General features: G+C 59.2%; 20 protein-coding genes. 3 read left to right on the plus strand and 17 right to left on the minus strand.

What is annotated here, in order from left to right; genetic code table 11:
* Window positions 1-70: 70 nt before the first annotated feature.
* The 15 genes from ACPF9B_RS13395 to bchF form a co-directional block, all read right to left on the minus strand.
* On the minus strand, window positions 71-514 hold the full coding sequence (locus tag ACPF9B_RS13395) for a c-type cytochrome (RefSeq protein WP_424177987.1): 444 nt from the start codon (window positions 512-514) through the stop codon (window positions 71-73).
* A 111-nt stretch (window positions 515-625) separates the two neighbouring features.
* A complete protein-coding gene (gene hemA, locus ACPF9B_RS13400; RefSeq protein ID WP_007206359.1) occupies window positions 626-1843 on the minus strand; it encodes a 5-aminolevulinate synthase in 1218 nt (405 codons plus the stop codon).
* A gap of 5 nt (window positions 1844-1848) precedes the next feature.
* A complete protein-coding gene (gene puhE, locus ACPF9B_RS13405; protein ID WP_424177989.1) occupies window positions 1849-2634 on the minus strand; it encodes a putative photosynthetic complex assembly protein PuhE in 786 nt (261 codons plus the stop codon).
* An 82-nt stretch (window positions 2635-2716) separates the two neighbouring features.
* Window positions 2717-3835: a magnesium-protoporphyrin IX monomethyl ester (oxidative) cyclase gene (gene acsF / locus ACPF9B_RS13410; protein ID WP_007206357.1), complete on the minus strand. Its 1119-nt coding sequence runs from the start codon at window positions 3833-3835 to the stop codon at window positions 2717-2719.
* Complete coding sequence (locus tag ACPF9B_RS13415; RefSeq protein ID WP_040482964.1) at window positions 3832-4128, minus strand: hypothetical protein; 297 nt, start codon at window positions 4126-4128, stop codon at window positions 3832-3834. Before ACPF9B_RS13415 ends, acsF begins: the two co-directional genes overlap by 4 nt.
* A 51-nt stretch (window positions 4129-4179) precedes the next feature.
* Window positions 4180-4638 (minus strand): photosynthetic complex assembly protein PuhC, encoded by a 459-nt coding sequence (gene puhC / locus ACPF9B_RS13420; RefSeq protein WP_007206355.1) that lies wholly within the window; start codon window positions 4636-4638, stop codon window positions 4180-4182.
* 5 nt (window positions 4639-4643) lie between these two features.
* Complete coding sequence (gene puhB / locus ACPF9B_RS13425) at window positions 4644-5285, minus strand: photosynthetic complex putative assembly protein PuhB (RefSeq protein WP_007206354.1); 642 nt, start codon at window positions 5283-5285, stop codon at window positions 4644-4646.
* Window positions 5286-5339: 54 nt separating this feature from the next.
* Window positions 5340-6113: a photosynthetic reaction center subunit H gene (gene puhA / locus ACPF9B_RS13430; protein WP_007206353.1), complete on the minus strand. Its 774-nt coding sequence runs from the start codon at window positions 6111-6113 to the stop codon at window positions 5340-5342.
* An 18-nt stretch (window positions 6114-6131) separates the two neighbouring features.
* On the minus strand, window positions 6132-7562 hold the full coding sequence (locus ACPF9B_RS13435; protein WP_424177994.1) for a PucC family protein: 1431 nt from the start codon (window positions 7560-7562) through the stop codon (window positions 6132-6134).
* Entirely contained in the window at window positions 7559-8251 is a 693-nt protein-coding gene (bchM, locus tag ACPF9B_RS13440; protein ID WP_007206351.1) for a magnesium protoporphyrin IX methyltransferase, read from the minus strand. The genes ACPF9B_RS13435 and bchM overlap by 4 nt, the downstream gene beginning before the upstream one ends.
* Entirely contained in the window at window positions 8251-9147 is an 897-nt protein-coding gene (bchL, locus tag ACPF9B_RS13445) for a ferredoxin:protochlorophyllide reductase (ATP-dependent) iron-sulfur ATP-binding protein (protein ID WP_424177996.1), read from the minus strand. The genes bchM and bchL overlap by 1 nt, the downstream gene beginning before the upstream one ends.
* A 37-nt stretch (window positions 9148-9184) precedes the next feature.
* Window positions 9185-12727: a magnesium chelatase subunit H gene (locus ACPF9B_RS13450; RefSeq protein ID WP_424177998.1), complete on the minus strand. Its 3543-nt coding sequence runs from the start codon at window positions 12725-12727 to the stop codon at window positions 9185-9187.
* Complete coding sequence (gene bchB, locus ACPF9B_RS13455) at window positions 12717-14240, minus strand: ferredoxin:protochlorophyllide reductase (ATP-dependent) subunit B (protein ID WP_424178000.1); 1524 nt, start codon at window positions 14238-14240, stop codon at window positions 12717-12719. The genes ACPF9B_RS13450 and bchB overlap by 11 nt, the downstream gene beginning before the upstream one ends.
* 46 nt (window positions 14241-14286) lie before the next feature.
* The gene (locus ACPF9B_RS13460) at window positions 14287-15567 is read right to left on the minus strand and encodes a ferredoxin:protochlorophyllide reductase (ATP-dependent) subunit N (protein WP_424178002.1); all 1281 of its coding nucleotides are present in this window, start codon (window positions 15565-15567) and stop codon (window positions 14287-14289) included.
* Complete coding sequence (bchF, locus tag ACPF9B_RS13465) at window positions 15564-16076, minus strand: 2-vinyl bacteriochlorophyllide hydratase (RefSeq protein ID WP_424178004.1); 513 nt, start codon at window positions 16074-16076, stop codon at window positions 15564-15566. The genes ACPF9B_RS13460 and bchF overlap by 4 nt, the downstream gene beginning before the upstream one ends.
* 265 nt (window positions 16077-16341) lie before the next feature.
* Here bchF and ACPF9B_RS13470 point away from each other — a divergent pair, with 265 nt between their 5' ends.
* Complete coding sequence (locus ACPF9B_RS13470; protein WP_424178006.1) at window positions 16342-17142, plus strand: cobalamin B12-binding domain-containing protein; 801 nt, start codon at window positions 16342-16344, stop codon at window positions 17140-17142.
* A gap of 35 nt (window positions 17143-17177) precedes the next feature.
* On the plus strand, window positions 17178-18605 hold the full coding sequence (ppsR, locus tag ACPF9B_RS13475; RefSeq protein WP_424178008.1) for a transcriptional regulator PpsR: 1428 nt from the start codon (window positions 17178-17180) through the stop codon (window positions 18603-18605).
* On the opposite strand, the gene ACPF9B_RS13480 is transcribed toward ppsR, so the two are convergent.
* Together ACPF9B_RS13480 and ACPF9B_RS13485 are read right to left on the minus strand one after the other, a co-directional pair.
* Window positions 18599-19054, minus strand: coding sequence for a copper chaperone PCu(A)C (locus ACPF9B_RS13480; protein WP_424178010.1), 456 nt, complete (start codon window positions 19052-19054; stop codon window positions 18599-18601). The two genes, ppsR and ACPF9B_RS13480, sit on opposite strands and share 7 nt — an antisense overlap.
* A gap of 55 nt (window positions 19055-19109) precedes the next feature.
* Window positions 19110-19661: an ActR/PrrA/RegA family redox response regulator transcription factor gene (locus ACPF9B_RS13485; protein WP_040482963.1), complete on the minus strand. Its 552-nt coding sequence runs from the start codon at window positions 19659-19661 to the stop codon at window positions 19110-19112.
* 143 nt (window positions 19662-19804) lie between these two features.
* On the opposite strand from ACPF9B_RS13485, the gene regB reads away from it, so the two are divergent.
* Complete coding sequence (gene regB / locus ACPF9B_RS13490; RefSeq protein WP_040483281.1) at window positions 19805-21208, plus strand: sensor histidine kinase RegB; 1404 nt, start codon at window positions 19805-19807, stop codon at window positions 21206-21208.
* Window positions 21209-21213: the final 5 nt, after the last annotated feature.

Raw genomic sequence — 21213 nt, forward strand, 5'->3', positions numbered from 1 at the left:
AAGGGCTGACAGGTTTCCCTGACAGCCCTTCGATCATAGCGAAACGGCGCGTTCGCGCGCCGCCCATTTCTTACATGTCAGAGAAAGTCGCCAGATAGGCATAAAGGTCATAGGCGTCCTGTTCGGCGCGCACCTGATAGGCCATCTTGCCGCGTGCGCGGCGATCTTCCAGTTTTTCGCGGATCCAGCCGGTTGGGTCCTGAACGTATCCCACGAAGTTCGCTTCGTTCCAGACTTCGCCTGCTTCGCCAAGTGCGACAAGGCCGTCGCTATACTTGAAATCTTCATCTGACCCCAGCACACGGCCGATCAGACCATATTGGTTCGGGCCTGTGCGCGCATTACGGCCTGCCAGAACGTTGCCATCAGCGTCTGCCACCATATGGCACGCCACACACTGACGGTTGAACTGTTCTTCACCGTTCGCGGCATCGCCGAGTGTCGGTGTAAGGTCTTGTGCAAATGCTGGTGCTGCCAGAATGGCCAGCGCCGCAGCGATTGTAAAATTTTTCATGATCGTATTCCTTTTCGACCTGATTAAGTGACCGTTGCCCCAGTCATTTATTACTGTAGAGCATCCTGTGCGGCGGTCCACCCCCACGCAGGAAAAGAAGTGGCCTAGCATTCAGGCAACAGCATGCGCCAATGCGCATTGTTTCCACAAAACGCGCAGCGCCGTGACCAGATGGTCAATATCTTCATCCGAATGCAGCGGCGATGGGGTAAAACGCAGCCGTTCCGTGCCTTTGGGCACCGTGGGATAATTGATCGGCTGCACATAGATGTCCCATTCGCGCATCAGGTAATCCGCAAGCATCCGGGTTTTGACCGGGTCCTTGATCAAGACCGGCACGATATGGCTATCGTTATGCATATGCGGAATGCCTTCGCGGTCGAGAGCGGCGCGCAGGCGCGCGACCTGACGCCGCTGGCGGGCGCGTTCCATCTCGGACTGCTTGAGATAGGCGATCGATGTGCGCGCAGCAGCAGCGATCGCGGGTGGCAAGGCGGTTGTAAAAATGAACCCCGAGGCAAAACTGCGGATGAAATCGCACAGCGCCGCCGATCCGGTGATATAGCCGCCAACAACGCCAAACGCCTTGCCAAGCGTCCCTTCGATCAGGGTAATCCGGTCGGCCAGCCCTTCGCGTTCGCTCACACCGCCACCGCGCGGGCCATACATGCCGACGGCATGGACCTCGTCCAGATAGGTCATGGCACCGTATTTTTCGCAGACTTCGACGATCTGGCGGATGGGCGCGATATCGCCATCCATGGAATAGACGCTTTCAAAAGCGACAATCTTGGGGACGTCGGCGGGCAGGGCGCGCAGCTTCATCTCCAGATCGCGATAATCGTTGTGCTTCCAGATTACCTTTTGCGCGCGCGAATGGCGGATGCCCTCGATCATCGAGGCGTGATTGCCCGCATCCGACAGGATCACGCAGTTTTCCAACCGGCTACCCAAGGTCGACAGCGCGGCCCAGTTCGACACATAGCCGGATGTGAACAGCAGCGCCGATTCCTTGCCATGCAGATCAGCCAGTTCGCGTTCCAGCAGCAGGTGATCATGGTTGGTGCCACTGATGTTGCGGGTGCCGCCCGATCCGGTGCCGGTGCGCTGGACAGCCTCACACATGGCGCCGATGACAGCGGGATGCTGACCCATGCCAAGGTAATCATTGGAACACCACACCGTCACATCGCGCACAGCACCGTCCACAGCATGGCTGGCCGCGCGGGGAAACTTGCCGCATTGGCGTTCCAGTTCCGCGAAATAGCGGTAATTGCCATCGGCCTTCAGTTGATCCAGCTGCGCATTGAAAAGGGCGTCAAAATCCATCGGTCTTATCTTTCTTCTTTGGGCATCGTTTTGGGCGCGGGCAACATCCAGCGCCAGAGTTTCGCATCCGGCAACGGAATGACCATCAGCCAATGTTCGAGAAGGGCAAGCGCCGCAAGCGCCGTCAGCAGGCCATACCCCGCAACCGCCGCGCCAGACCCGGCGAACCACAACCGTTCGGTGCACAGCGCAAGCAAGGCGGTCAGGACGGTGATCGCCGCAGGAAAGGCAAGCGTGACAGGGCCGCGCCGGAAATAGCTTTTCAGATGGATCAGGCGCAGCGGCACAAATTCCATATTGATCCGCGGCACGCCGAAAAACAGGTTCAGCTTGGCAAAGATACGCGCCAGATACAGGATCAGATAAGTCGCCACCGCCATCTGGTTTTCAACCCCGCCAGAGGCCAGAACCAGCCCCAAAAGACCAGCCGTCAGCAAAAGTTCATGATGAGAAACGGTGGCAAAGGCGCGAAAGAACCGCGCTTTTCCAGATAGGCCGGGCAAGCAATCGTCGCGCATCGGGCCGGCGACGACACCAGCCAGAAACGCAAGCTCGATCCAGCCCCAAATCGCCAGCGCGCCGAGAAACCCCAGATAAACCCCCGCCACATCGACCCGTATCAGCGACGCGGCGACAGCCCAGACACCGACCATCAGCAACGGCAGACCTGCCAGAACGACCGCCTGATGGCGCCCACTGCGATCCGCGCGGCGCACAGCCAGCAAAATCACCCCTGTGGAAAACCACCACAGAAATATCGCCGCGATGATGGCTGTCACCGCGCCGGTCATGTTTCATCTTCCGAGCACAAATACCTCGGAGGTGTGGAGGCAGCGCCTCCACCGGTTTTCAAGATGAAAACCGCCCGCGCCATCAATAGGCCGGCGCCATCAGCGGGCTTTCAGGAACATCGCTTTTCACGACTGGGATCATCAGCAAGGACACGAATGACGTTGCGGCCCGTGCCGATCCAGTCATGCGTTTCACCCAGCCGCCAAAACCGCCCTGCTTGCGTCCCAATGCGATCTGCACATTGGCATCCTGTATCCGGTTCAGCGCGGGTTGCCAGCGCGGATGGTCGATATCCAGCACCATGGGGAACACCTGCCGCGAAATGTCCGATGTTTTGCGGAACACTTCCTGGCCATACCATGCGGGATCAACGCCCAGCGCCTTGTGGAATTCGGGCCGCTGGTGATCGCGCACCCACATCGTGGAAAACACCGCTGTCAGGAAAAACTTGATCCACAACTTGTTGGTGCGGCTTTCAGTCAGCTTGGCATCGGTTTTCAACAGCAGGGCAAACGCCTCGCCATGCGAAAACTCGTCATTGCACCATTCGCGGAACCATTTGAAAATCGGGTGGAACCGGTATTCGGGGTTTTCTTCCAGATGACGGTAGATCGTGATATACCGCGCATAGCCGATTTTTTCCGACAGATAGGTCGCGTAATAGATGAATTTCGGCCGGAAATAGGTGTATTTCTTGGCCTGCGTCAAGAACCCAAGGTTCACGGCAATGCCCGCTTCGCGCAGCGCATCGTTGATGAAACCGGCATGGCGGGCCTCGTCGCGGGCCATCAGCTGGAACAATTCGGTGATGTCCTTGTTCGATCCGCGACGTTTCATTTCCTTATACAGCACACAGCCCGAAAATTCGGCAGTACAGCTTGAGATCAGGAAATCAATGAACTCTGCCTTCAGCTTGGGTTCCATCCCGTCCCAATCGACATGGTCCCAGTCTGCGTTCTTGCGAAAATGACCCTTGTTGGGGTCGGCCTTCATCTGCGCGATCAGCACATCCCAATCCTTGCGCACTGGTGTGACATCAATCGCATCCATTTCGGCAAAATCGGTGGTATAGAACCGCGGCGTCAGCAACGTGTTCGACATCGCGACCTTGGTCGCTTCTTCATTCGTGAGCGGCGGCAGGGCCTCTTGCGCGGCGATGGCTTCTTCGGCGGTGGCGGCATTGGATGAATGCATGTTCATGACAGCACCTCGTCACTAAAGGAAAATTCGCACAGTTCCATGAATTCGAAATCACCCGTTGCGCGGGTCCAGAGCTGTTCGAGCTTGGACGCTCGTGTGATGACGGCGGTGCGCTTTTCCTCGATCAATTCACCAAAGGCAGCCATGATTTCCGGCCCCTGCACCTGCACGGTGTCCCCCGGATAGATCACAGCACCATTGTCCAACCGGACATGTGCCGACAGTTCCTCGAACCGGTGGGAAATGGTCACCGTGCAAGGCGCGGTTTCCGTCTCTCTTAAAAATAGTCCCATGTGAGTTCCCTTTCACATCATCGCGTGCAGGGGGCTAGCCTGCGCACAGTTTCAATCCAGCAGCTTGGCAAAGGCTGCCACGTTATCTCGGCCATAGCCAATCAGTTCGGTCGTCATACCGGTACTTGGATCAAGAATAGCGACATTCCCGTTCTGGCGCTGCACGATCTGCAACGGCGGCGTGCCCATCACACCCGCCACAAGGCGTTCACGGTCAATCACGCGCCCCATGACACCCAAAAATCCGGCCAATTCATCCGACGACCGTGCCAGCAGCGCACCATCAAGGCTGGTGACGGTATAAATCCCGCTTTTGTCGCCGGTGATGATGACATCCAGGCTTTGCGCGACCGGTGTCTGCGCGACAACCGCCACCAGCGGTTTGTCGGTGATCTTGGCATAAGCGACCAGACCGACCGCGGCGATCATCAGCGCGAACATCGCCCGCGCGACAAATGGCGGCACGAGGATCGTTTCAGGATGCTTCATCGTGTTGGGGGCATGTGCCATGATACTTACTCCGCTGCGACGGCAGATACGCCGGTTTTGGTTGCGGCACGGGTCACTTTCGGCGCGGAAATGCGGGTTTCCGCGGCTTCGGCAAACAGCCGCGCGACATTTTCCGCATCGGGGATGCAGCGTAGCGCAGGCTGGGTGCGGGTCATGTACCAGGGCCGGACATGCGGCCAGGTCATCAGATAGGACACGCGACTGTCACCGATCAGCTCGAACGCAAGCGTGCCGGTTCCATTGGGCCGCAGATCCAGCTTGGCCGTGCCGATCCATGTATAGGGCAGGTTCAGCGTCATCGTCAGCGCCGCACCGATCCGCATCGCAACGCGCTTGTTGGTCAGCGTATAGATCGTGGCGCGCGCCTGCACATAGGCAACCAGATACAGCAGGCCGCAGGCCACAAGGCCCGCAACAACGAAAGGCACGCCGTGCATGACCGATACATTCAGCGGATAATCCGCCGAGGACGCACCGATGCGCCACACCGTCAGCAGCGCGAAGTACCCAGCCACCCAGCGGAGCGACAGGGCTTCACGCGCTAGCGCTTTGTGGTCGGGTGATCCCTGCCAGATAATATATTCACCTGCGGGCAGTCTTTCAGGCAGTCCGGGGATCGGTTCTGCGGCGAAATCGTCGTGGGTCATTTTCGTATTCCCTTGGGTTGGCGGACCCCGGTGGCGAGCCGGGGCCAGTAGCGGTTAGACTTGTGGCTCTAGGCGGTCGGCAGAGGCATAAAGCGTCCCGCCAGCGTAGTAGCCCATGATCTTTTCTTCCTCGAGCAGGGTGACGACATCCGGTGACTTGGTCACAGGCACGCCGTCCCAGTTGTGCGCGTACAGCGACCGGACAACGACACGGTCGCCTTTGATCCGTGCCATATTCATCGGGATCAGGCGGGTCTTGCCGCTGCCTTCGGGGTTCAAATCGACGGTCAGGAAACGCACCAGCGCTTCTGGCACATCGACCCACATGTCGATCACACGGCCGACAACCTCGCCATCACCGCCGACGACAACGTTGCCGCGCGGATCGGTGCCAGCAGAGATCCTGAACTCAGGCAGCATCGACATCGGCTTGATCTTGACGTGACCATGCGCATCCAGTTCCGGCGCGTCACGGCGTGGCGCCCAGGATGCCGGACCAACGCCATCCATCATCGGATCGCCAGTTGGAATATAAGGCGATCCAGCAGCGCGCGACGATTGCACCAGCGCCAGATCGTCACGATCGCCGCGCTGGCCGCTTGGCAGGGCCAGTTCACCGCGACCATCGCGCAGGTGGAATGTCTTGTCGGACGGGACTGGGTACGGCCCTTGGTTCGGGGCAGGCTTTCCTTCTTCGTCCAGAAGCGGATAGCCTTCGCGCATGTTTTCGGTTTGCAGGTAATAGATCAAACCCGCAAAGAAGATCCAGAAAAGCCAGATTGCTGCGCTCGCCAGATCGAAGTTGCCAAAGAATGTAGTTCCAACCATGTTGTGGTCCTTTCGAGATCAGGTCGGGAAGTCGGCCAATTCCAGCTTGGCAGACCCCCCTTGTGTTATTGGCCGCAGCCGCACAAGCGGCCCCAGCACGATCATTGTGATGAACAAAAGGGCGATTTCGGTGTGATAAACCACCGAATACCCCGTGGCAGGCGTGGCGAGCGCCTCTCCCAATATGCCGTTCCCAGCGGCGTGGTTTACAAGGTCACGCAAGGTGCCCCCGATAAAGATGGATAGCCCTGCGCCGGTGGCCTGTGCAGCCCCCCAGGCACCAAGGGCAAGACCGCGACCGGCGCGCCCGATCGTCGGCATGGTCATTGCGGCGGTCAGCGTGCTAACCCCAAACAACCCGCTGCCGAAACCGATCATACCGGCGCCCAAATAAAACAATGCAGATGACCCGATGGGTGCTGCGAAAATCACAAGGCTAAACGCAAGCACGCCCGCCAGCAAACCGCGCGCACACATGCGGAACGGATCAAGCGATGCCGCCAGCCAACGCGCCGCCAGCGCAAAACCCACCAGCGCGCCACAGGCCCACATCGCGGTCAGCAATGTTGTGGCCGAAACCGACAGGCCCATGATTTCGCCGCCATAAGGTTCCAGCAACACGTCTTGCATGCTGAACGCCATGGTGCCGATAAACACGACCGCCAACAACCGACCTGCATCGCCACCTTTGGCCAGATCGCCCCATGCTTCACGAAAGCTTGGGGTCGGTTCGGCGCGTTGCGCCTTGGTCATCGGGTTCACGCGTTCCTGTTTCCACAGCGCGATCATATTCAAAATTAAGGTCGCAACCGCAGTGCCTTGTACGACTTGGACCAAGCGCAAAGCGCTGTAATCACGCAAAAGCGCGCCGATAATCAGCGCCGAAATCGCCATGCCGACAAGGTTCATTACATAAAGCAACGCCACAACACGTGGCCGCGTTTCATCGGTGGCGCGGTCCGCCGCCAGCGCCAGCCCTGCGGTCTGGGTCATATGCATACCGACACCGGTCAGCAAAAACGCAAGCCCCGCACCGACATAGCCCGCCCAATCCACATCCAGCGTGCGATCCCCAGACAGCACGAGCAGCGCCATCGGCATGATTGCCAAGCCGCCGAATTGCCACATTGTCCCGAACCAAAGATAGGGAATCCGTTTCCACCCGATGGCGGAGCGGTAATTGTCGGACTTAAACCCCACTAGCGCGCGGAACGGTGCCACCAGCACCGGAATCGCGATCATCAACGCCACAAGGGTCGAGGCGATGTTCAGCTCGACGATCATCACACGGTTTAGCGTGCCCAGCAGCATCACGGCCGCCATGCCCACCGACACCTGGAATAGCGACAGGCGCAACAGCTGGCCCAGCGGCAGGTCATCGCTGACCGCATCGCTGAAAGGCAGCAGGTTGACCGAAATCCGCTTGAGTGATGACGCTTTGAAAATCATTTGCGCGCCCTTTCAAAGACCAACGCGTTCGAGATGTAGAAACCCGATTTGACCCGTTCGATATCGCGCAGCGCCCCTTTGACGCCGCCTTTACGCAAGGCATCGGCGACGCCTGCGGTCGTGTGCGGGATCATTACAGGGCTACGGTCCCCGGCGGGGAACAGCTTGCCCGCCCGCCACATCAGCATCAGCGCGGGTGTACGCGGGGCAAGGGTAAAGACGAATTTGCCGTTGATCCGTGGCGAGGCCCGATCCAGCAGCGCGGCAATATCGGGCGCGCTGTAATAGATCAACGAATCCATCGCCAAGGCATGGTCGAACACGCCGGTGGTCGCGTCCAGCATATCGCCCGCGACCCAGGTGATCGTGCCGGGCAGACCGGCTGGCATCCGCTTTGCCCCGATTTCAACCAGTGCGGGCGAAATATCCACCGCCACCACATCGGCCCCGCGTTGCGCCAGTTCAACCGCCATCGCGCCCGTGCCGCAACCCGCATCCAAAATCCGCGCACCGCGCAGATCGTCGGGCAATTGCGCCAGCATCAGCGCGCGCATCCGGTCGCGGCCAGCGCGCACGGTCGCCCGCACGCCCGACACCGGCGCGTCGGACGTCAACCGTTCCCAGACCTTGGTCGCGGTGCGGTCGAAATAATGTTCGACCCGGTCACGTGTGGCGGCGTATTGCGTCATCAATCAAACCCGAGCAATTCAAAGATTTCACGATCAGGCAGCGGTGCGGGGGCCAGCGCCTCTGTCCCGTTCCACAGCGTTTCGGCAAGGCGGATGTATTCGGCGCGCACCATGACGACATCTTGGTCATCGGGCATTTCGAACAGGGTTTTCTTTTTCAGACGGCTGCGGCGGATCGCATCCAAATCAGGCATATGCGCGATGCGGTTGAAACCGACCGTGGCGCAATAGCGGTCCACCTCGTCCGTGGCCTTGGACCGGTTGGCGACACAGCCTGCCAGACGCACCTTGTAATTGGCCGATTTGGCCTGCACTGCCGCGATGATCCGGTTCATCGCATAGATGCTGTCGAAATCATTGGCGGTGACAATCAGCGCGCGGTCGGCATGCTGCAAGGGGGCCGCAAAGCCACCGCACACCACATCGCCCAACACGTCGAAGATCACGACATCGGTGTCTTCCAGCAGGTGATGCTGCTTGAGCAGTTTCACCGTCTGCCCAACGACATAGCCGCCGCAACCGGTACCGGCGGGGGGGCCGCCAGCCTCGACACATTTGACGCCGTTGTAACCTTCAAAGATGAAATCTTCGGGGCGCAGTTCTTCGGCGTGGAAATCGACCTCTTTTAGGATGTCGATCACCGTCGGCACCAAAGTGCCGGTCAGCGTGAAAGTGCTGTCATGCTTGGGGTCGCAACCGATTTGCAGAACGCGCTTGCCCAGCTTGGAAAAGGCCGCCGACAGGTTCGACGATGTCGTCGATTTGCCGATGCCGCCCTTGCCGTAAACGGCAAAGACCTTTGCGCCTTCGATCTTGGTCTCGTCATCCTGATGGACCTGAACCGAACCTTCGCCATCTTGGCCGCGCAGGTTTGGGATTTCGTCTCTGGGGCTCATGGGAGCCTCCTTTCAGTTATATTCATGGTGAAAGGGGTCATTCTGCGGCGATCCCTTCCATACGATCTTCAAGGGCGTCGGCTGCGTTTTGCAGGGCCGCCAGCGTTGCGGCATCGGGTGCCCAATATTTGCGGTCCGATGCTTCCAAAAGGCGGTTGGCCATCCTCATCGAGGCTTGCGGGTTCAGCGCCGCCAGCCGTTCACGCATGACATCGTCCAACACGAACGTTTCCGACAGGCGCTGGTAGACCCAGGGTTCGACCTCACCCGTGGTGGCGGACCAGCCCATCGTGTTGGTGACATGGGCCTCGATCTGGCGGACACCTTCGTGGCCGTGTTTCAGCAGACCCTCATAGAATTTCGGGTTCAGGCTGCGGCTGCGGGTTTCTAATGCGACCTGATCCTGCAAAGTGCGCACCTTGGCCGACCCGCGTGTCTGGTCGCCGATATAGACCGGGGCAGACACGCCACCCTTGGCACGTTTCACGGCGCGGGAAATGCCGCCCAACGTGTCGAAATAATGGTCAACGGTGGTGACGCCCAGTTCGACGGATTCAAGGTTCTGATAGGCCAGATCCACATCCTTCAGCGCCTTTTGCAGCAGGCCGGGGTTCTGCGTGGCCTTGCCGTTCACGCCATAGGCGAAACTCTTGCGGGCCTCATAGGCATCAGCCAGTTCATCCTCGTCATCAAAGGCAGAGCTATCGACCAATTGGTTGACGTTGGACCCATAGGCGCCTTCAGCGTTGGAAAACACACGCAGCGCGGCGGTTTCCAGGTCGCAATTCATTTCACGCGCATAGGTCAGCGCATGGGCGCGGATGAAATTCTGCTCCAGCGGTTCGTCGGCTTGGGCGCATTTCAACGCAGCCTCGGCCAACATGCGGGTTTGCAAGGGCAGCAGGTCGCGGAAAATACCCGACAGCGTCATCACCACGTCAATGCGCGGGCGGCCGAGTTTTTCCAGCGGCACAAGGTCAGCACCGGCCAGACGACCAAAGTTGTCAAACCGCGGTACAGTGCCCATCAAGGCCATTGCCTGCCCGATGGGGCCGCCATCAGACTTGATATTGTCGGACCCCCACAGCACCAGCGCCACAGTGCGCGGGAATGTCGGGTGGGTTTCCAGCAGCAGATCAGCCTGTTTGCGGCCTTCGGAAATCGCAAAGGCGGTCGGCATGCGGAACGGATCGAAGGCGTGTATATTGCGGCCTGTCGGTACGATGTTTGGCGACCGGATCAGGTCACCACCCGGCACGGGGGCGATGAAATGGCCCGACAGCGCACGCATCAGCGCGGGCAGTTCATGGTCTTCTTTCAGCAGTTCGGCGGCGCGGTCGGCGGCTTCACCTGCTGGCATCAGGCGGATCATATCAGCACGGGCGGCGGCAGACATCGGCTGGCCCACGACATGGAATCCTTCAGTGATCAGCGACCCTTCGGTTTCCAGCAGTTTCAGCCAGAGCGTGTCGATGTTGCGCGCGTTCATATCGACCGCATTGGCCTGATCGCGGATCAGTTGTTCCAGATCGTCACGCTGGTTATCCTCAGCCGGCATTTCGCGCCAGCGATTGAGGCTGTCCTTGAGGTCGATCAGGCCCTTGTAAAGCCCCGCCGTCGTCAAAGGCGGCGTCAGATGGGTGATCGTAATCGCGTTTGACCGGCGCTTGGCCAACGACGCCTCGGACGGGTTGTTGGCGGCGTAAAGATAGACATTCGGCATCTCGCCGATCAACCGGTCCGGCCAGTCGCGCGCGCCTAGGCCCGCCTGTTTGCCCGGCATGAATTCCAGCGCGCCATGCATCCCGAAATGCAGCACGACATCGGCACTGAACGTATCGCGCAGATAGCTGTAGAAAGTGACAAAAGCATGGGTCGGCGCGAAACCGCGTTCGAACAGCAGGCGCATCGGGTCGCCTTCATAGCCGAAGGCAGGTTGGACGCCGACAAAGACGTTGCCGAAATGATGGCCAAGAACGAACACACCGCGCCCGTCGGATTGCACCTTGCCGGGGGCGGGGCCCCATGCGGCCTCGACCTCGGGCAGATGCTTGGACGTACGCACGATGGTATCTGCATCGACATGGGCCGCAACATTGGCCTGCTGACCATATTGCTGGGAATTCCCTTGCAGGATCATCGCGCGCAGATGGTCCACCGTTTCGGGGGCTTCCAGCGCGTAACCTTCGGATTGCATACGGTGCAGCGTGTTGAACAGGCTTTCAAATACTGCCAGATAAGCAGCCGTGCCGACAGCGCCTGCGTTGGGTGGAAAGCCGAACAGGACGATGGCGACCTTTTTATCGGCGTTATCCTTACGACGCAGGACAGCCAGACGGCGGGTTTTTTCGGCCAGACTTTCGATGCGTTCAGGGCAGGGGGCCATCGCCTTGCAATGGGATTGCAGCTGGCATTTATGGGCGCAACCGTCGCAGCCGTCAGGGCCGTGGCGACCGGCGAAAACGGTGGGGTTGGTCGCCCCGTCGATTTCGGGCAAGGCGACCAGCATCGTGGTTTCAATCGGGCCAAGGCCCTGCGCAGATCCGGCCCACTGGCCAAGCGTCTGGAATTCCAAGGGCTGGGCCGAGATGTAAGGCACATCCAGTTTCGACAGCAGCGAGACAGCCGCATCACTGTCGTTATAGGCAGGGCCACCGATCAGCGAAAAGCCGGTCAGCGACACCATCGCATCAACCCTACCCTGAAAGAATTGCTCGATGGCGGGACGTCCGTCAAGGCCACCCGCAAAGGCGGGGATGACGCGCATCCCCTTTTCCTCGAAAGCGCGGATCACCGCATCGTAATGCGCGCAATCCGACGACAGGATATAGGACCGCAGCATCAGGATGCCGACAGTAGCAACCGGCGCGGCAGGGCTGGGCAAATCAGCGATATCGGTGCTGATGTGATGGCCGGGCAGGTCGGGGTGATAAACGCCGACATCAGGATATTCGATGGGCGCCGCGATCTTGACCGGCTTCCAGTCCTGCCCCTTGGCATACCGCGACACCAGCATGCGGACCATCTGTTCGATATTGTCGTCCGACCCGCCCAGCCAGTATTGCATCGACAAAAACCAGTTGCGCAGATCCTGGCTTTTGCCGGGGATCAGGCGCAGGATTTTGGGCAGGCGGCGCAGGGTTTTCATCTGGCTTTCGCCGGATTTGCTGGCCTTGGCCGTGGGTTTCAGCCGCTTGAGCAGACCCATCAGGCCACTGGCGGGCTTGGACATGTCCAGATCGCCCATTTTCGTCAGTTTGACGATATCGCTGTCGGCGATGATGTTGATCATCGCGTCGCAGCCCGCGCGGCGCGCCAGTAGCTCAGGCAGGATCGCGGCGGTATGGGCCTCGAGGAACAGCAGGTTCGTGACGATGATATTGGCCGTCGCGATGGATTGCTTGGCGTCGATCAGCGCGGCGGGATTTTCGGCCCATTCGGCGGCGGCGTGGATGATGATATCGAGCCCCGGAAAAGCCGCCGTCAGCTTGTCACTGGCCCGCATCGCAGGGCCTGCGGAATGCGAATCCAGCGTCAGGATGACGAAGCGATACGCGCTATGATCAACATTATCGCGCATAATGTGCCTTTGCTTCATAAAGCGTATCAAGGCTGATCTGATGCAGACCCTTTTGCGTCGCATAGGTTTCAGTGTTGCGGCGCGCCTTGCCACGCACGAAGAACGGAATCTTTTTGAGTTCTTTTTCGGCATCGGCGAGCCAGATGATATTATCGTCCTGCGGTGCGTGCACTTCTTCGGCCACAGGCTCGACCTTTGCTGTTGCCTTGCCGCCGTGATGGCTGGGGCCGGCGTCGTCGTGAAATTCGAAATCGTCGCGGAACATCGTCAGCAGATGTTCTTCCAGACCCATGACCAGCGGATGGATCAGCGTGTCAAAGATGACATTCGCACCCTCGAAACCGACCTGCGGGGAATAGCGGGCGGGGAAATCCTGTACATGGACGGGCGCGGAAATCACGGCGCAGGGGATGCCCAGACGCTTGCCGATATGGCGTTCCATCTGCGTGCCTAGGATCATTTCAGGGCTCAGCGCCTCGATCGCAGCCTCGACCTCCAGATAATCGTCGGTGATCAGCGCTTCGAGGCCGTAAGATTTGGCCAAAGCACGGACAGGCCGCGCCATTTCACGGTTGTAGCAGCCGATGCCCACCACCTCGAACCCCATTTCATCGCGCGCGATTCGGGCATGGGCAGCGACATGGGTGCCATCGCCAAAGATGAACACGCGCTTGCCGGTCAGATAGGTGCTGTCCACCGACCGCGACCACCACGGCAGGCGCAAACGGCTTTCGTCGATCAGCACAGGTTTGCCGATGATGTCGCTGACCTCTGCGATGAAATCGCGGGTCGCACCGACGCCGATAGGGACAATTTTCGTGAACGGCTGACCATAGGTTTTTTCCAGCCAGCGCGCGGCGGCTTCACCCGTTTCAGGCGACAACAGCACGTTGAAATGCGCTGCAGGCAGGCGAGCGATATCGGATGGCGTCGCGCCCAATGGCGCTGTGACATTCACCTGCACACCAAGGTCAGACAAAAGACCGGTCAGTTCCTCGACATCGTCGCGGGCGCGAAATCCAAGGGCTGTGGGCCCAAGGATATTACATGTCACCCGCGCTGTGCGGTCTTTGGGTTTGGCCAAGGCTTTGACGATCTGGTAAAACGTTTCATCCGCGCCAAAGTTTTCCTTGCGGCTGTAGCTGGGCAGTTCGAGCGGGATCACGGGGATCGTCAGGCCCATCGTTTCCGACAGGCCTGCGGGATCATCCTGAATCAGTTCGGCGGTGCAGGACGCACCTACGATGATCGCCTCGGGCTGGAACCGGTCGACGGCATCCTGGCAGGATTTCTTGAACAAGGTGGCGGTATCGGCGCCCAGATCGCGCGCCTGAAAGGTGGTGTAGCTGACCGGCGGGCGGTGGTTGCGCCGTTCGATCATCGTAAACAGAAGGTCAGCATAGGTATCGCCCTGCGGGGCGTGCAGGACGTAATGCAAACCCTTCATAGCCGTGGCGACGCGCATCGCGCCGACATGGGGCGGGCCCTCATATGTCCAGACGGTCAGCTTCATTCGGTCCGTCCTGAGATGAGTATTTTGAACAAAGCGAGGGCAGGTGTCATTCGGCGGCCTCCAGATGAAGCACAGCCTTGCGGCGCAGCGGGCGCGAGAACAGACCCGCCAGATCGCCTGCTTGTTCGTAGAAATGCACGGGCGTGAAGACGAGCTCGATGGCCCATTTGGTGGACAGGCCCTCGGCCTCCAGCGGGTTGGCGAGACCAAGGCCGCAGATTGTCAAATCAGGCCGTGCGGCGCGGGCGCGGTCAAGTTGTTTGTCCACGTCCTGCCCTTCGGAAATCTGTGGACCAGCAGGCAGCAGGTCGAGATCGGGACCATGCAAGGTATCATGGATGTAGGGGCTGCCAACCTCGATCGCAGTCATGCCACATTCGCGGGTCAGGAAACGGGCCAACGGGATTTCAAGCTGGCTATCGGGGAAAAAGAATACCGATTTGCCGCGCAATACCTCTGCCGCTTGTGCAATCGCCTTGCGCGCGCGGGCGCGGGGGGCGGCTGTGACGGCGTCGAAGGTTTCTTCACTGACGCAGAATTCTGTGGCGATGGCGCGCAGCCAGGCTGTGGTGCCTTCGTCACCGAAGGGGAAAGGGGCGGGCAAATAGCGCGCGCCACGCCGCTCTAACGCGGCATGGGTTTCGCCAAGGAAAGGCTGCACCAGTGCGAAAACGGTATTGGGACCAACGGCGGTTGTGTCGTCTATCCGACGCGCGGGCAGCAGGCGGACAGGGCCGATGCCCATATCAGCCAGCAGCGACAGCATCTGGTCTTCGACCACATCGGGGAGTGCGCCGACGACAAGCAATTCGCGCGCCGCGGTCGATTTCAGTACTGGGACCATGCACGCAAGGCAGGCGTCTTCGCCTTCGGTGAAGGTCGTCTCAATCCCGGAGCCGGAATAATTCAGCACGCGCACATGCGGCGCATGAATCTGCGACAGGCGCTCAGCGGCCTTGGCCAGATCGATCTTGATCACTTCGGACGGGCAAGACCCAACAAGGAACAGCTGCCGGATATCCGGGCGGCGTTCCAGCAGGCGGGCGACCTCGCGGTCGATTTCGACCTGCGCGTCTTTCATGCCGGCCAGATCGGTTTCTTCCAGGATCGCTGTGCCGAATCGGGGTTCGGCGAAAATCATCACTCCCGCCGCCGATTGCAGCAAATGGGCGCAGGTGCGCGATCCAACGACCAGAAAGAACGCGTCCTGCATTTTGCGGTGCAGCCAGATGATTCCCGTCAGGCCGCAGAACACTTCGCGCTGGCCACGCTCCTTGAGGACCGGCGCTGTGCGGCAACCGCCGTTAGAGGGGGTCAGGGCGTTCATGCGCGAGCCCCTGCATCAAGGCGCGCCATGCGCAGTTTCCACAGGAATTGACCGGCGTTGACGACATAGGCGGCATAGGCGGCAAGGGCCACATACATCAGCGACATGGGGTCCATCGCGCCAGTCAGCAGTGCGACCATGTACAAGCAATGCAGGGCGATCACGCCAAAGCTGAACACATCTTCCCAGAAAAAGGCAGGGGCGAAAAGGTATTGACCGAAAACAACTTTTTCCCAGATCGCCCCGGTGATCATGATGGTGATCAGCAAGACGGTCTTGATCACGATCGAGAGTGTCGCAGCGTCATATCCGGCCCCCGTCACGAGATAGCGCAACACCAACCCCAGCGAGATCAGGAAGACCAAAAACTGCACCGGCGCAAGAATACCCTGGACCAGGGTCCAGCGGGTGCTGTCACGCCGTGCACGCTCTGCATCGGAATAAAGCCGGCGGGCCGCAGGGCGACCCCGAACGGCGGTATTTCCCGGCGCGGTGCTTGTGACTGACATGTGGCCTCCCGTTATGACTGCGTCCAGATTAAGGGCGATCTGGGGCATGTGTCAACTTTAACTTACACTTATCTTGCAGGATGTGTCAGATCACCACCCAACCCCTTCGGGGGCGTTAAATAACATATAAAACAGTAATTTATCACATATAATTGGAAGCTTGTTTTGCGTTGTGTCAATTTACTTTGACATTATGGGCGGCAAGACCGACAATAGCCCAACTCTATTGATGCGCGCTGATGCGGGTCAAAGGTCAGGAGCAGACATGGCTGATCGCCGGAACATAGACGTCATGGCGGCAAACGCGCTTCGCCAGATTCCGGACCCGATACCACAGGCTGCCGGCACTGGGCTGACGCTTGTGCCCTTTGCCCCCCGACATTTAGACAGGAAAGTCATAACCGCAATGCGCGCCGCCGCGCTGGATGTGAACCGCGATGGGTGTATCGCAGTGATGCAGGATGCGATTTTGGCAGGAATCGGCCGTGATGATATCGCGGATTTTTATATTCCCCAGCTTGCACGTGAGCTTGGTGACGATTGGTGCTCGGACGGGCTTAGCTTTGCGGCTGTGACAATCGGCGTGTCGCGGTTGCAGGCGATGCTGCGTGAACTTGGCCCCGAATGGGCAGGCGACCAGTCGGCCAATCCAGCGGCGCCCTCGATCATGTTGATCGTCGGACAGGACGTATATCACACTTTGGGCGCCATGGTGCTGAGCGGGCAATTGCGCCGCAAGGGATTATCGGTCCGGCTGATGCTGGGTGCGGACTCGCAAGAGCTTGCACAGAAACTGGCCAAGACCAGCTATGACGCGGTGTTCATTTCAGCATCCTCGGGCGAAAGTCTTGAATCGCTGCGGCGTATTGTCTACGTCATCCGCAGTTCGTCCAAGACATCCATGCCTGTCGTGATCGGCGGGACAATCCTCGAGGTCGAAAAACAATATGATGTTACGGCTTTGACGGGCGCGGATCATGCAACCAATGTGCCAAGCGAGGCGTTAGAGCTTTGCGGCCTGACGACAAAATATCTGACCCTCGCGCGACAGCCGCGCGAGGTCTAGATCATGCCAAAGACGCTGCCCGAAGGAAATTTACGATGACCTCGCGTGGTGCGAAATTCTGGAAAAGCGGCGCAATTCCCCTGATTGCACCCGAAATATTGGGCGATATTATCGCTGATGTGGCCGATCTGGCCATCGTGATTTCCGAAGAAGGCCTAGTGCTATCGGTCATCGTCAACCCGAACCATCGTTCGTTTCTGGTGCTTGAACATTGGGAGGGCAAGGATATCCGCGATTCGCTGGCTGTCGAAAGTCTGCCAAAATTCGAAAGCCGGTTAGCGGAGTTTCTGGACGGCAGGGCCGATGTCCGCCCGGTCGAATTGAACCATTCGCGTGACGTCAGCGATTGGGATTCGCCTGTCCGTTATAGCTTTCACCGGATCGCGCCCAATGGGGCCGTGTTGATGCTGGGCCGTGACCTGCGTGCGATTTCCGAAATGCAGCAGCAATTGATCAAGGCGCAACTCGCGCTGGAACGCGATTACGAGGTGCAGCGCGAATTCGACACGCGGTTTCGTGTGCTGCTGGGCAGCATGGCCGAACCCGTGCTGTTTGTATCTGTCCAAAGCGGTGAAATCACCGAAGCAAATGCCGCCGCCACGACATTGCTGGACAGATCGCGCGACGACCTGATCGGCGATCCGCTGATGAGCTGTTTCGAGAGCCGCAAGCGCGGCGATCTTGTTGAGGCGTTAACCACGCTTGCGATTTCAGAGCGTGCAGATGGCATGAAGATAGAATTGCGCGGCAAATCCAAGGCGGTCCAGCTTGCGCCGACATTGTTCCGTGCAGCAGGCGAACGCATTTTACTCTGCCGGATCGTGCCTGACGATGACAGTAGTCTTAAGGCGGATAATCTTGCCCGCAATATGCAGGACCTGTATCTGAGTGGGCCAGAAGCCATTGTTTTTGCGTCGGAAAATGGTGATGTGCTGTCCGCGAACGATGCTTTCCTCGACCTGATAGACGTGGCCCATGACATCAATGTGCGCGGGCGCAGCCTTGGTGATTATCTGCAGCGCGGCAGTGTCGATCTGAAGGTGATGACTGAAAACGCCACGCGCGCAGGCCGGATGCGGATTTACGCCACACGGATCGCCGGGCAATACGGCAGCCCCCGGTCGGTGGAAATTTCAGTCACCAAACTGCACGCAGGCACCCATTCTGTCTTTGCCTTCGTAATGCGCGATTCGAACCACGCCGATACCAGCCGTGGCGCAATGTTGCCCAGCAACGACGAAAGCATGCGATCTGTCGTTGAACTGGTGGGCAGTGCCACGCTCAAGGAAATCGTGGCCGAAACGACGAATGTCGTCGAAAAGATGTGTATCGAAACAGCGGTGGCGCTGACCATGAACAACCGCGTTGCGGCCGCAGAAATGTTGGGCCTGTCGCGCCAGTCGCTTTACGTCAAACTGCGCAAGTTTGATCTGTTGATCCGGGAACCCGACGACAATCAGTGATTGTTATGGTCGGCCAGGTCGTTGATGTCTTCGACATGGAACGTCACGGGCACGTCGCCTGCGGTTTCAAAAACAAGCACGGCATCAAAGCTTTCACCAGTTTCGAACGGATCGCCGTTCAGTCCCATGAACATGACATGCAAGCCACCGGGCGCAAAGGTCACAGTTTCGCCTGCGGGAATGTCGACGGCATCAAGATGCACCATGCGCGCGATATCGCCGTCCATCTGGGTGGTGTGGATCATCACACGCGGGAAATCAGCAGTCACCCCGATCAGCCGGTCGGGCTGGTCGCCTTTGTTCACGATCTGGAAATATCCCGCACCGGCCTGCGCCGTAGGCGCCGTGGCCCCGGCTGCGGGGTGGATGATCTGCAAGCCACCGACAGTATAGTCATGCGCAATCAAGGGGGTGGGCAGCAACAGCGCGGCAATTGTCAAATACTTCATAAAGCTCTCCTTTTCCGAGAGCTTTAGCGCGACAAAACACGTCCCGCAAGGACAGCTAGCGTGGGCTGCGCTTGGCCAATATACGCTGCAAAGTGCGCCTGTGCATCGACAGCCGCCGCGCGGTTTCAGACACGTTACGGTCGCAAAGTTCGTAAACCCGCTGGATATGTTCCCACCTCACGCGATCTGCGCTCATCGGGTTTTCGGGCGGCGGCGGCAGGGTATCGGTCAGAGCCAGCAACGCATTGGTCACATCGGTCGCATCCGCTGGTTTTGCCAGATAATCTGTCGCTCCGATCTTGACCGCGGCGACGGCCGTTGCGATCGCACCATAACCGGTCAGCACGACGATCCGGCTTTCTGGGCGGCGGGCGCGCAAGACCTCGACCACATCCAGCCCGTTGCCATCCTCGAGCCGCAGATCAACGACGGCATAGGCGGGTGGTCGGGCCGTGGCAATCGCCTTGCCTGCGGCAACGGACCCAGCCATTTCAACCTCGAACCCGCGCTTTTCCATGGCCTTGGCCAGACGTTTCAGAAAAGCTTCGTCATCATCTACCAAAAGCAGCGATTTATCGTCGCCAAGGTCCAACGGATCGGTCGTCATGCGTGTCATCCTTGATCTTACCGCCTATTAAGTAGGCCGCGCGGCCAGCCAGTCAACGGTGGCAGGCCGATCGTCGATTGGTCGCATTGATCGCAGCGCGGCCAGGCATTATCAGGGCACTTTCAGCTGCAAAGGCGCTGCCGATGTCAATTTCCGAATTCCAGATGTTTCAAGATCAGGAACGCAGCAACTGGGTGCGTTTGCGCACACTGGTCACGCTGCGCTGGTTCGCGGCGTTGGGGCAGGCGATTGCTGCGATTGTCGCAGCGAACATTTATCAACTGGATTTTCAGTACGGGATGGTTGGGCTGGTCATCGCCAGCGCGGTACTTGCCAACCTGTTGTCGCGCTACAGCAGCCCCGAAAACAAGCGATTGTCCGAACGCGAAGCCACCCTGTGGCTATTTTTTGACCTGATGCAATTGGGTGTTCTGCTGTTTCTGACGGGGGGGATGAACAATCCTTTCGCCCTGTTGTTGCTGGCCCCTGTCACGATCGCCGCGACGGTTTTGCACTTGCGCAGCACGGTATTTCTGGGCGTTGTCGCGATCTTGCTGATCACGTTGATCACCAATTCTCACATGCCATTGCTCATGCCTGATGGGCGCCCGTTGGCCTTGCCCATGTTGTTCCAGTTCGGGTTCTGGCTGGCCCTTGTGATCGGTGTCGTCTTTCTGGCGATCTATGCGCGCCAGGTCACAACCGAGATGCACGCCATGGGCGAAGCCCTGCTTGCCACGCAGTTGGCGCTGGCGCGCGAACAGAAGTTGACAGATCTGGGCGGTGTCGTCGCCGCCGCCGCGCATGAGCTGGGCACGCCGCTGGCGACGATAAAACTGGTCAGCACCGAACTGATGGAAGAATTGGAAAACCACCCCGAACTGCTTGAGGACGCCATCCTGATCCGGACGCAAGCCGACAGATGCCGCGACATCCTGCATTCGATGGGACGCGTCGGCAAGGATGACCTGCATTTGCGGCAGGCGCCCTTGGAAACCGTGGTGCGCGAAGCGGCAGAGCCACATCTGAGCCGTGGCAAGATGGTCACGTTTGAGATCGCCCCCGAGCAAGGCGCAAGCCAGACCCAACCGGTTATCAACCGCAGGCCCGAAATCATCCACGGCCTGCGCAACCTGATCCAGAACGCCGTCGACTTTTCCCAAAGCGAAGTCTGGATCGAAATGACATGGTCCGACAGCGCGATCAGCATCCGCATATCAGACGATGGCAGCGGTTTTCCGCAATCTGTGATCGGGCGCATCGGCGATCCTTATGTAAGGCGGCGCAGGCTGGCCGAAGACGGCTATCGCCGCCCCGGATACGAAGGCATGGGGCTGGGACTGTTCATCGCCAAGACGCTGCTTGAACGATCCGGCGCACAACTGACCTTTGCCAACAGCCGCAGACATGGCCATGCCAGCTGGACAGGGCAGGCCACGGGTGGCGCGATCGTTGAAGTCGTCTGGCCACGCGAAAAGCTGGCATCCGATCCCAAGGGTAATGCCACTGCGCTGGGGCAGAATGTACCGATCAGACCCTGGCCATGATTCTG

Source organism: Yoonia sp. TsM2_T14_4, assembly GCF_049602355.1.
GTDB classification, from domain to species: domain Bacteria; phylum Pseudomonadota; class Alphaproteobacteria; order Rhodobacterales; family Rhodobacteraceae; genus Yoonia; species Yoonia vestfoldensis_A.

Excerpts from the sequence above, each read along its gene's own strand:
- ACPF9B_RS13485 (WP_040482963.1), bottom strand. The coding sequence starts at position 19,661 with ATGACGACCGATCCGTTGGACCTTGGCGACGATAAATCGCTGCTTTTG.
- puhE (WP_424177989.1), bottom strand. The coding sequence starts at position 2,634 with ATGACCGGCGCGGTGACAGCCATCATCGCGGCGATATTTCTGTGGTGG.
- ACPF9B_RS13415 (WP_040482964.1), bottom strand. The coding sequence starts at position 4,128 with ATGGGACTATTTTTAAGAGAGACGGAAACCGCGCCTTGCACGGTGACC.
- ACPF9B_RS13460 (WP_424178002.1), bottom strand. The coding sequence starts at position 15,567 with ATGAACGCCCTGACCCCCTCTAACGGCGGTTGCCGCACAGCGCCGGTC.
- ACPF9B_RS13450 (WP_424177998.1), bottom strand. The coding sequence starts at position 12,727 with ATGCGCGATAATGTTGATCATAGCGCGTATCGCTTCGTCATCCTGACG.
- bchF (WP_424178004.1), bottom strand. The coding sequence starts at position 16,076 with ATGTCAGTCACAAGCACCGCGCCGGGAAATACCGCCGTTCGGGGTCGC.
- hemA (WP_007206359.1), bottom strand. The coding sequence starts at position 1,843 with ATGGATTTTGACGCCCTTTTCAATGCGCAGCTGGATCAACTGAAGGCC.
- bchL (WP_424177996.1), bottom strand. The coding sequence starts at position 9,147 with ATGAGCCCCAGAGACGAAATCCCAAACCTGCGCGGCCAAGATGGCGAA.
- ACPF9B_RS13435 (WP_424177994.1), bottom strand. The coding sequence starts at position 7,562 with ATGATTTTCAAAGCGTCATCACTCAAGCGGATTTCGGTCAACCTGCTG.
- ACPF9B_RS13480 (WP_424178010.1), bottom strand. The coding sequence starts at position 19,054 with ATGAAGTATTTGACAATTGCCGCGCTGTTGCTGCCCACCCCCTTGATT.
- puhA (WP_007206353.1), bottom strand. The coding sequence starts at position 6,113 with ATGGTTGGAACTACATTCTTTGGCAACTTCGATCTGGCGAGCGCAGCA.
- bchM (WP_007206351.1), bottom strand. The coding sequence starts at position 8,251 with ATGACGCAATACGCCGCCACACGTGACCGGGTCGAACATTATTTCGAC.
- ppsR (WP_424178008.1), top strand. The coding sequence starts at position 17,178 with ATGACCTCGCGTGGTGCGAAATTCTGGAAAAGCGGCGCAATTCCCCTG.
- ACPF9B_RS13470 (WP_424178006.1), top strand. The coding sequence starts at position 16,342 with ATGGCTGATCGCCGGAACATAGACGTCATGGCGGCAAACGCGCTTCGC.
- regB (WP_040483281.1), top strand. The coding sequence starts at position 19,805 with ATGTCAATTTCCGAATTCCAGATGTTTCAAGATCAGGAACGCAGCAAC.
- bchB (WP_424178000.1), bottom strand. The coding sequence starts at position 14,240 with ATGAAGCTGACCGTCTGGACATATGAGGGCCCGCCCCATGTCGGCGCG.
- puhC (WP_007206355.1), bottom strand. The coding sequence starts at position 4,638 with ATGGCACATGCCCCCAACACGATGAAGCATCCTGAAACGATCCTCGTG.
- puhB (WP_007206354.1), bottom strand. The coding sequence starts at position 5,285 with ATGACCCACGACGATTTCGCCGCAGAACCGATCCCCGGACTGCCTGAA.
- ACPF9B_RS13395 (WP_424177987.1), bottom strand. The coding sequence starts at position 514 with ATGAAAAATTTTACAATCGCTGCGGCGCTGGCCATTCTGGCAGCACCA.
- acsF (WP_007206357.1), bottom strand. The coding sequence starts at position 3,835 with ATGAACATGCATTCATCCAATGCCGCCACCGCCGAAGAAGCCATCGCC.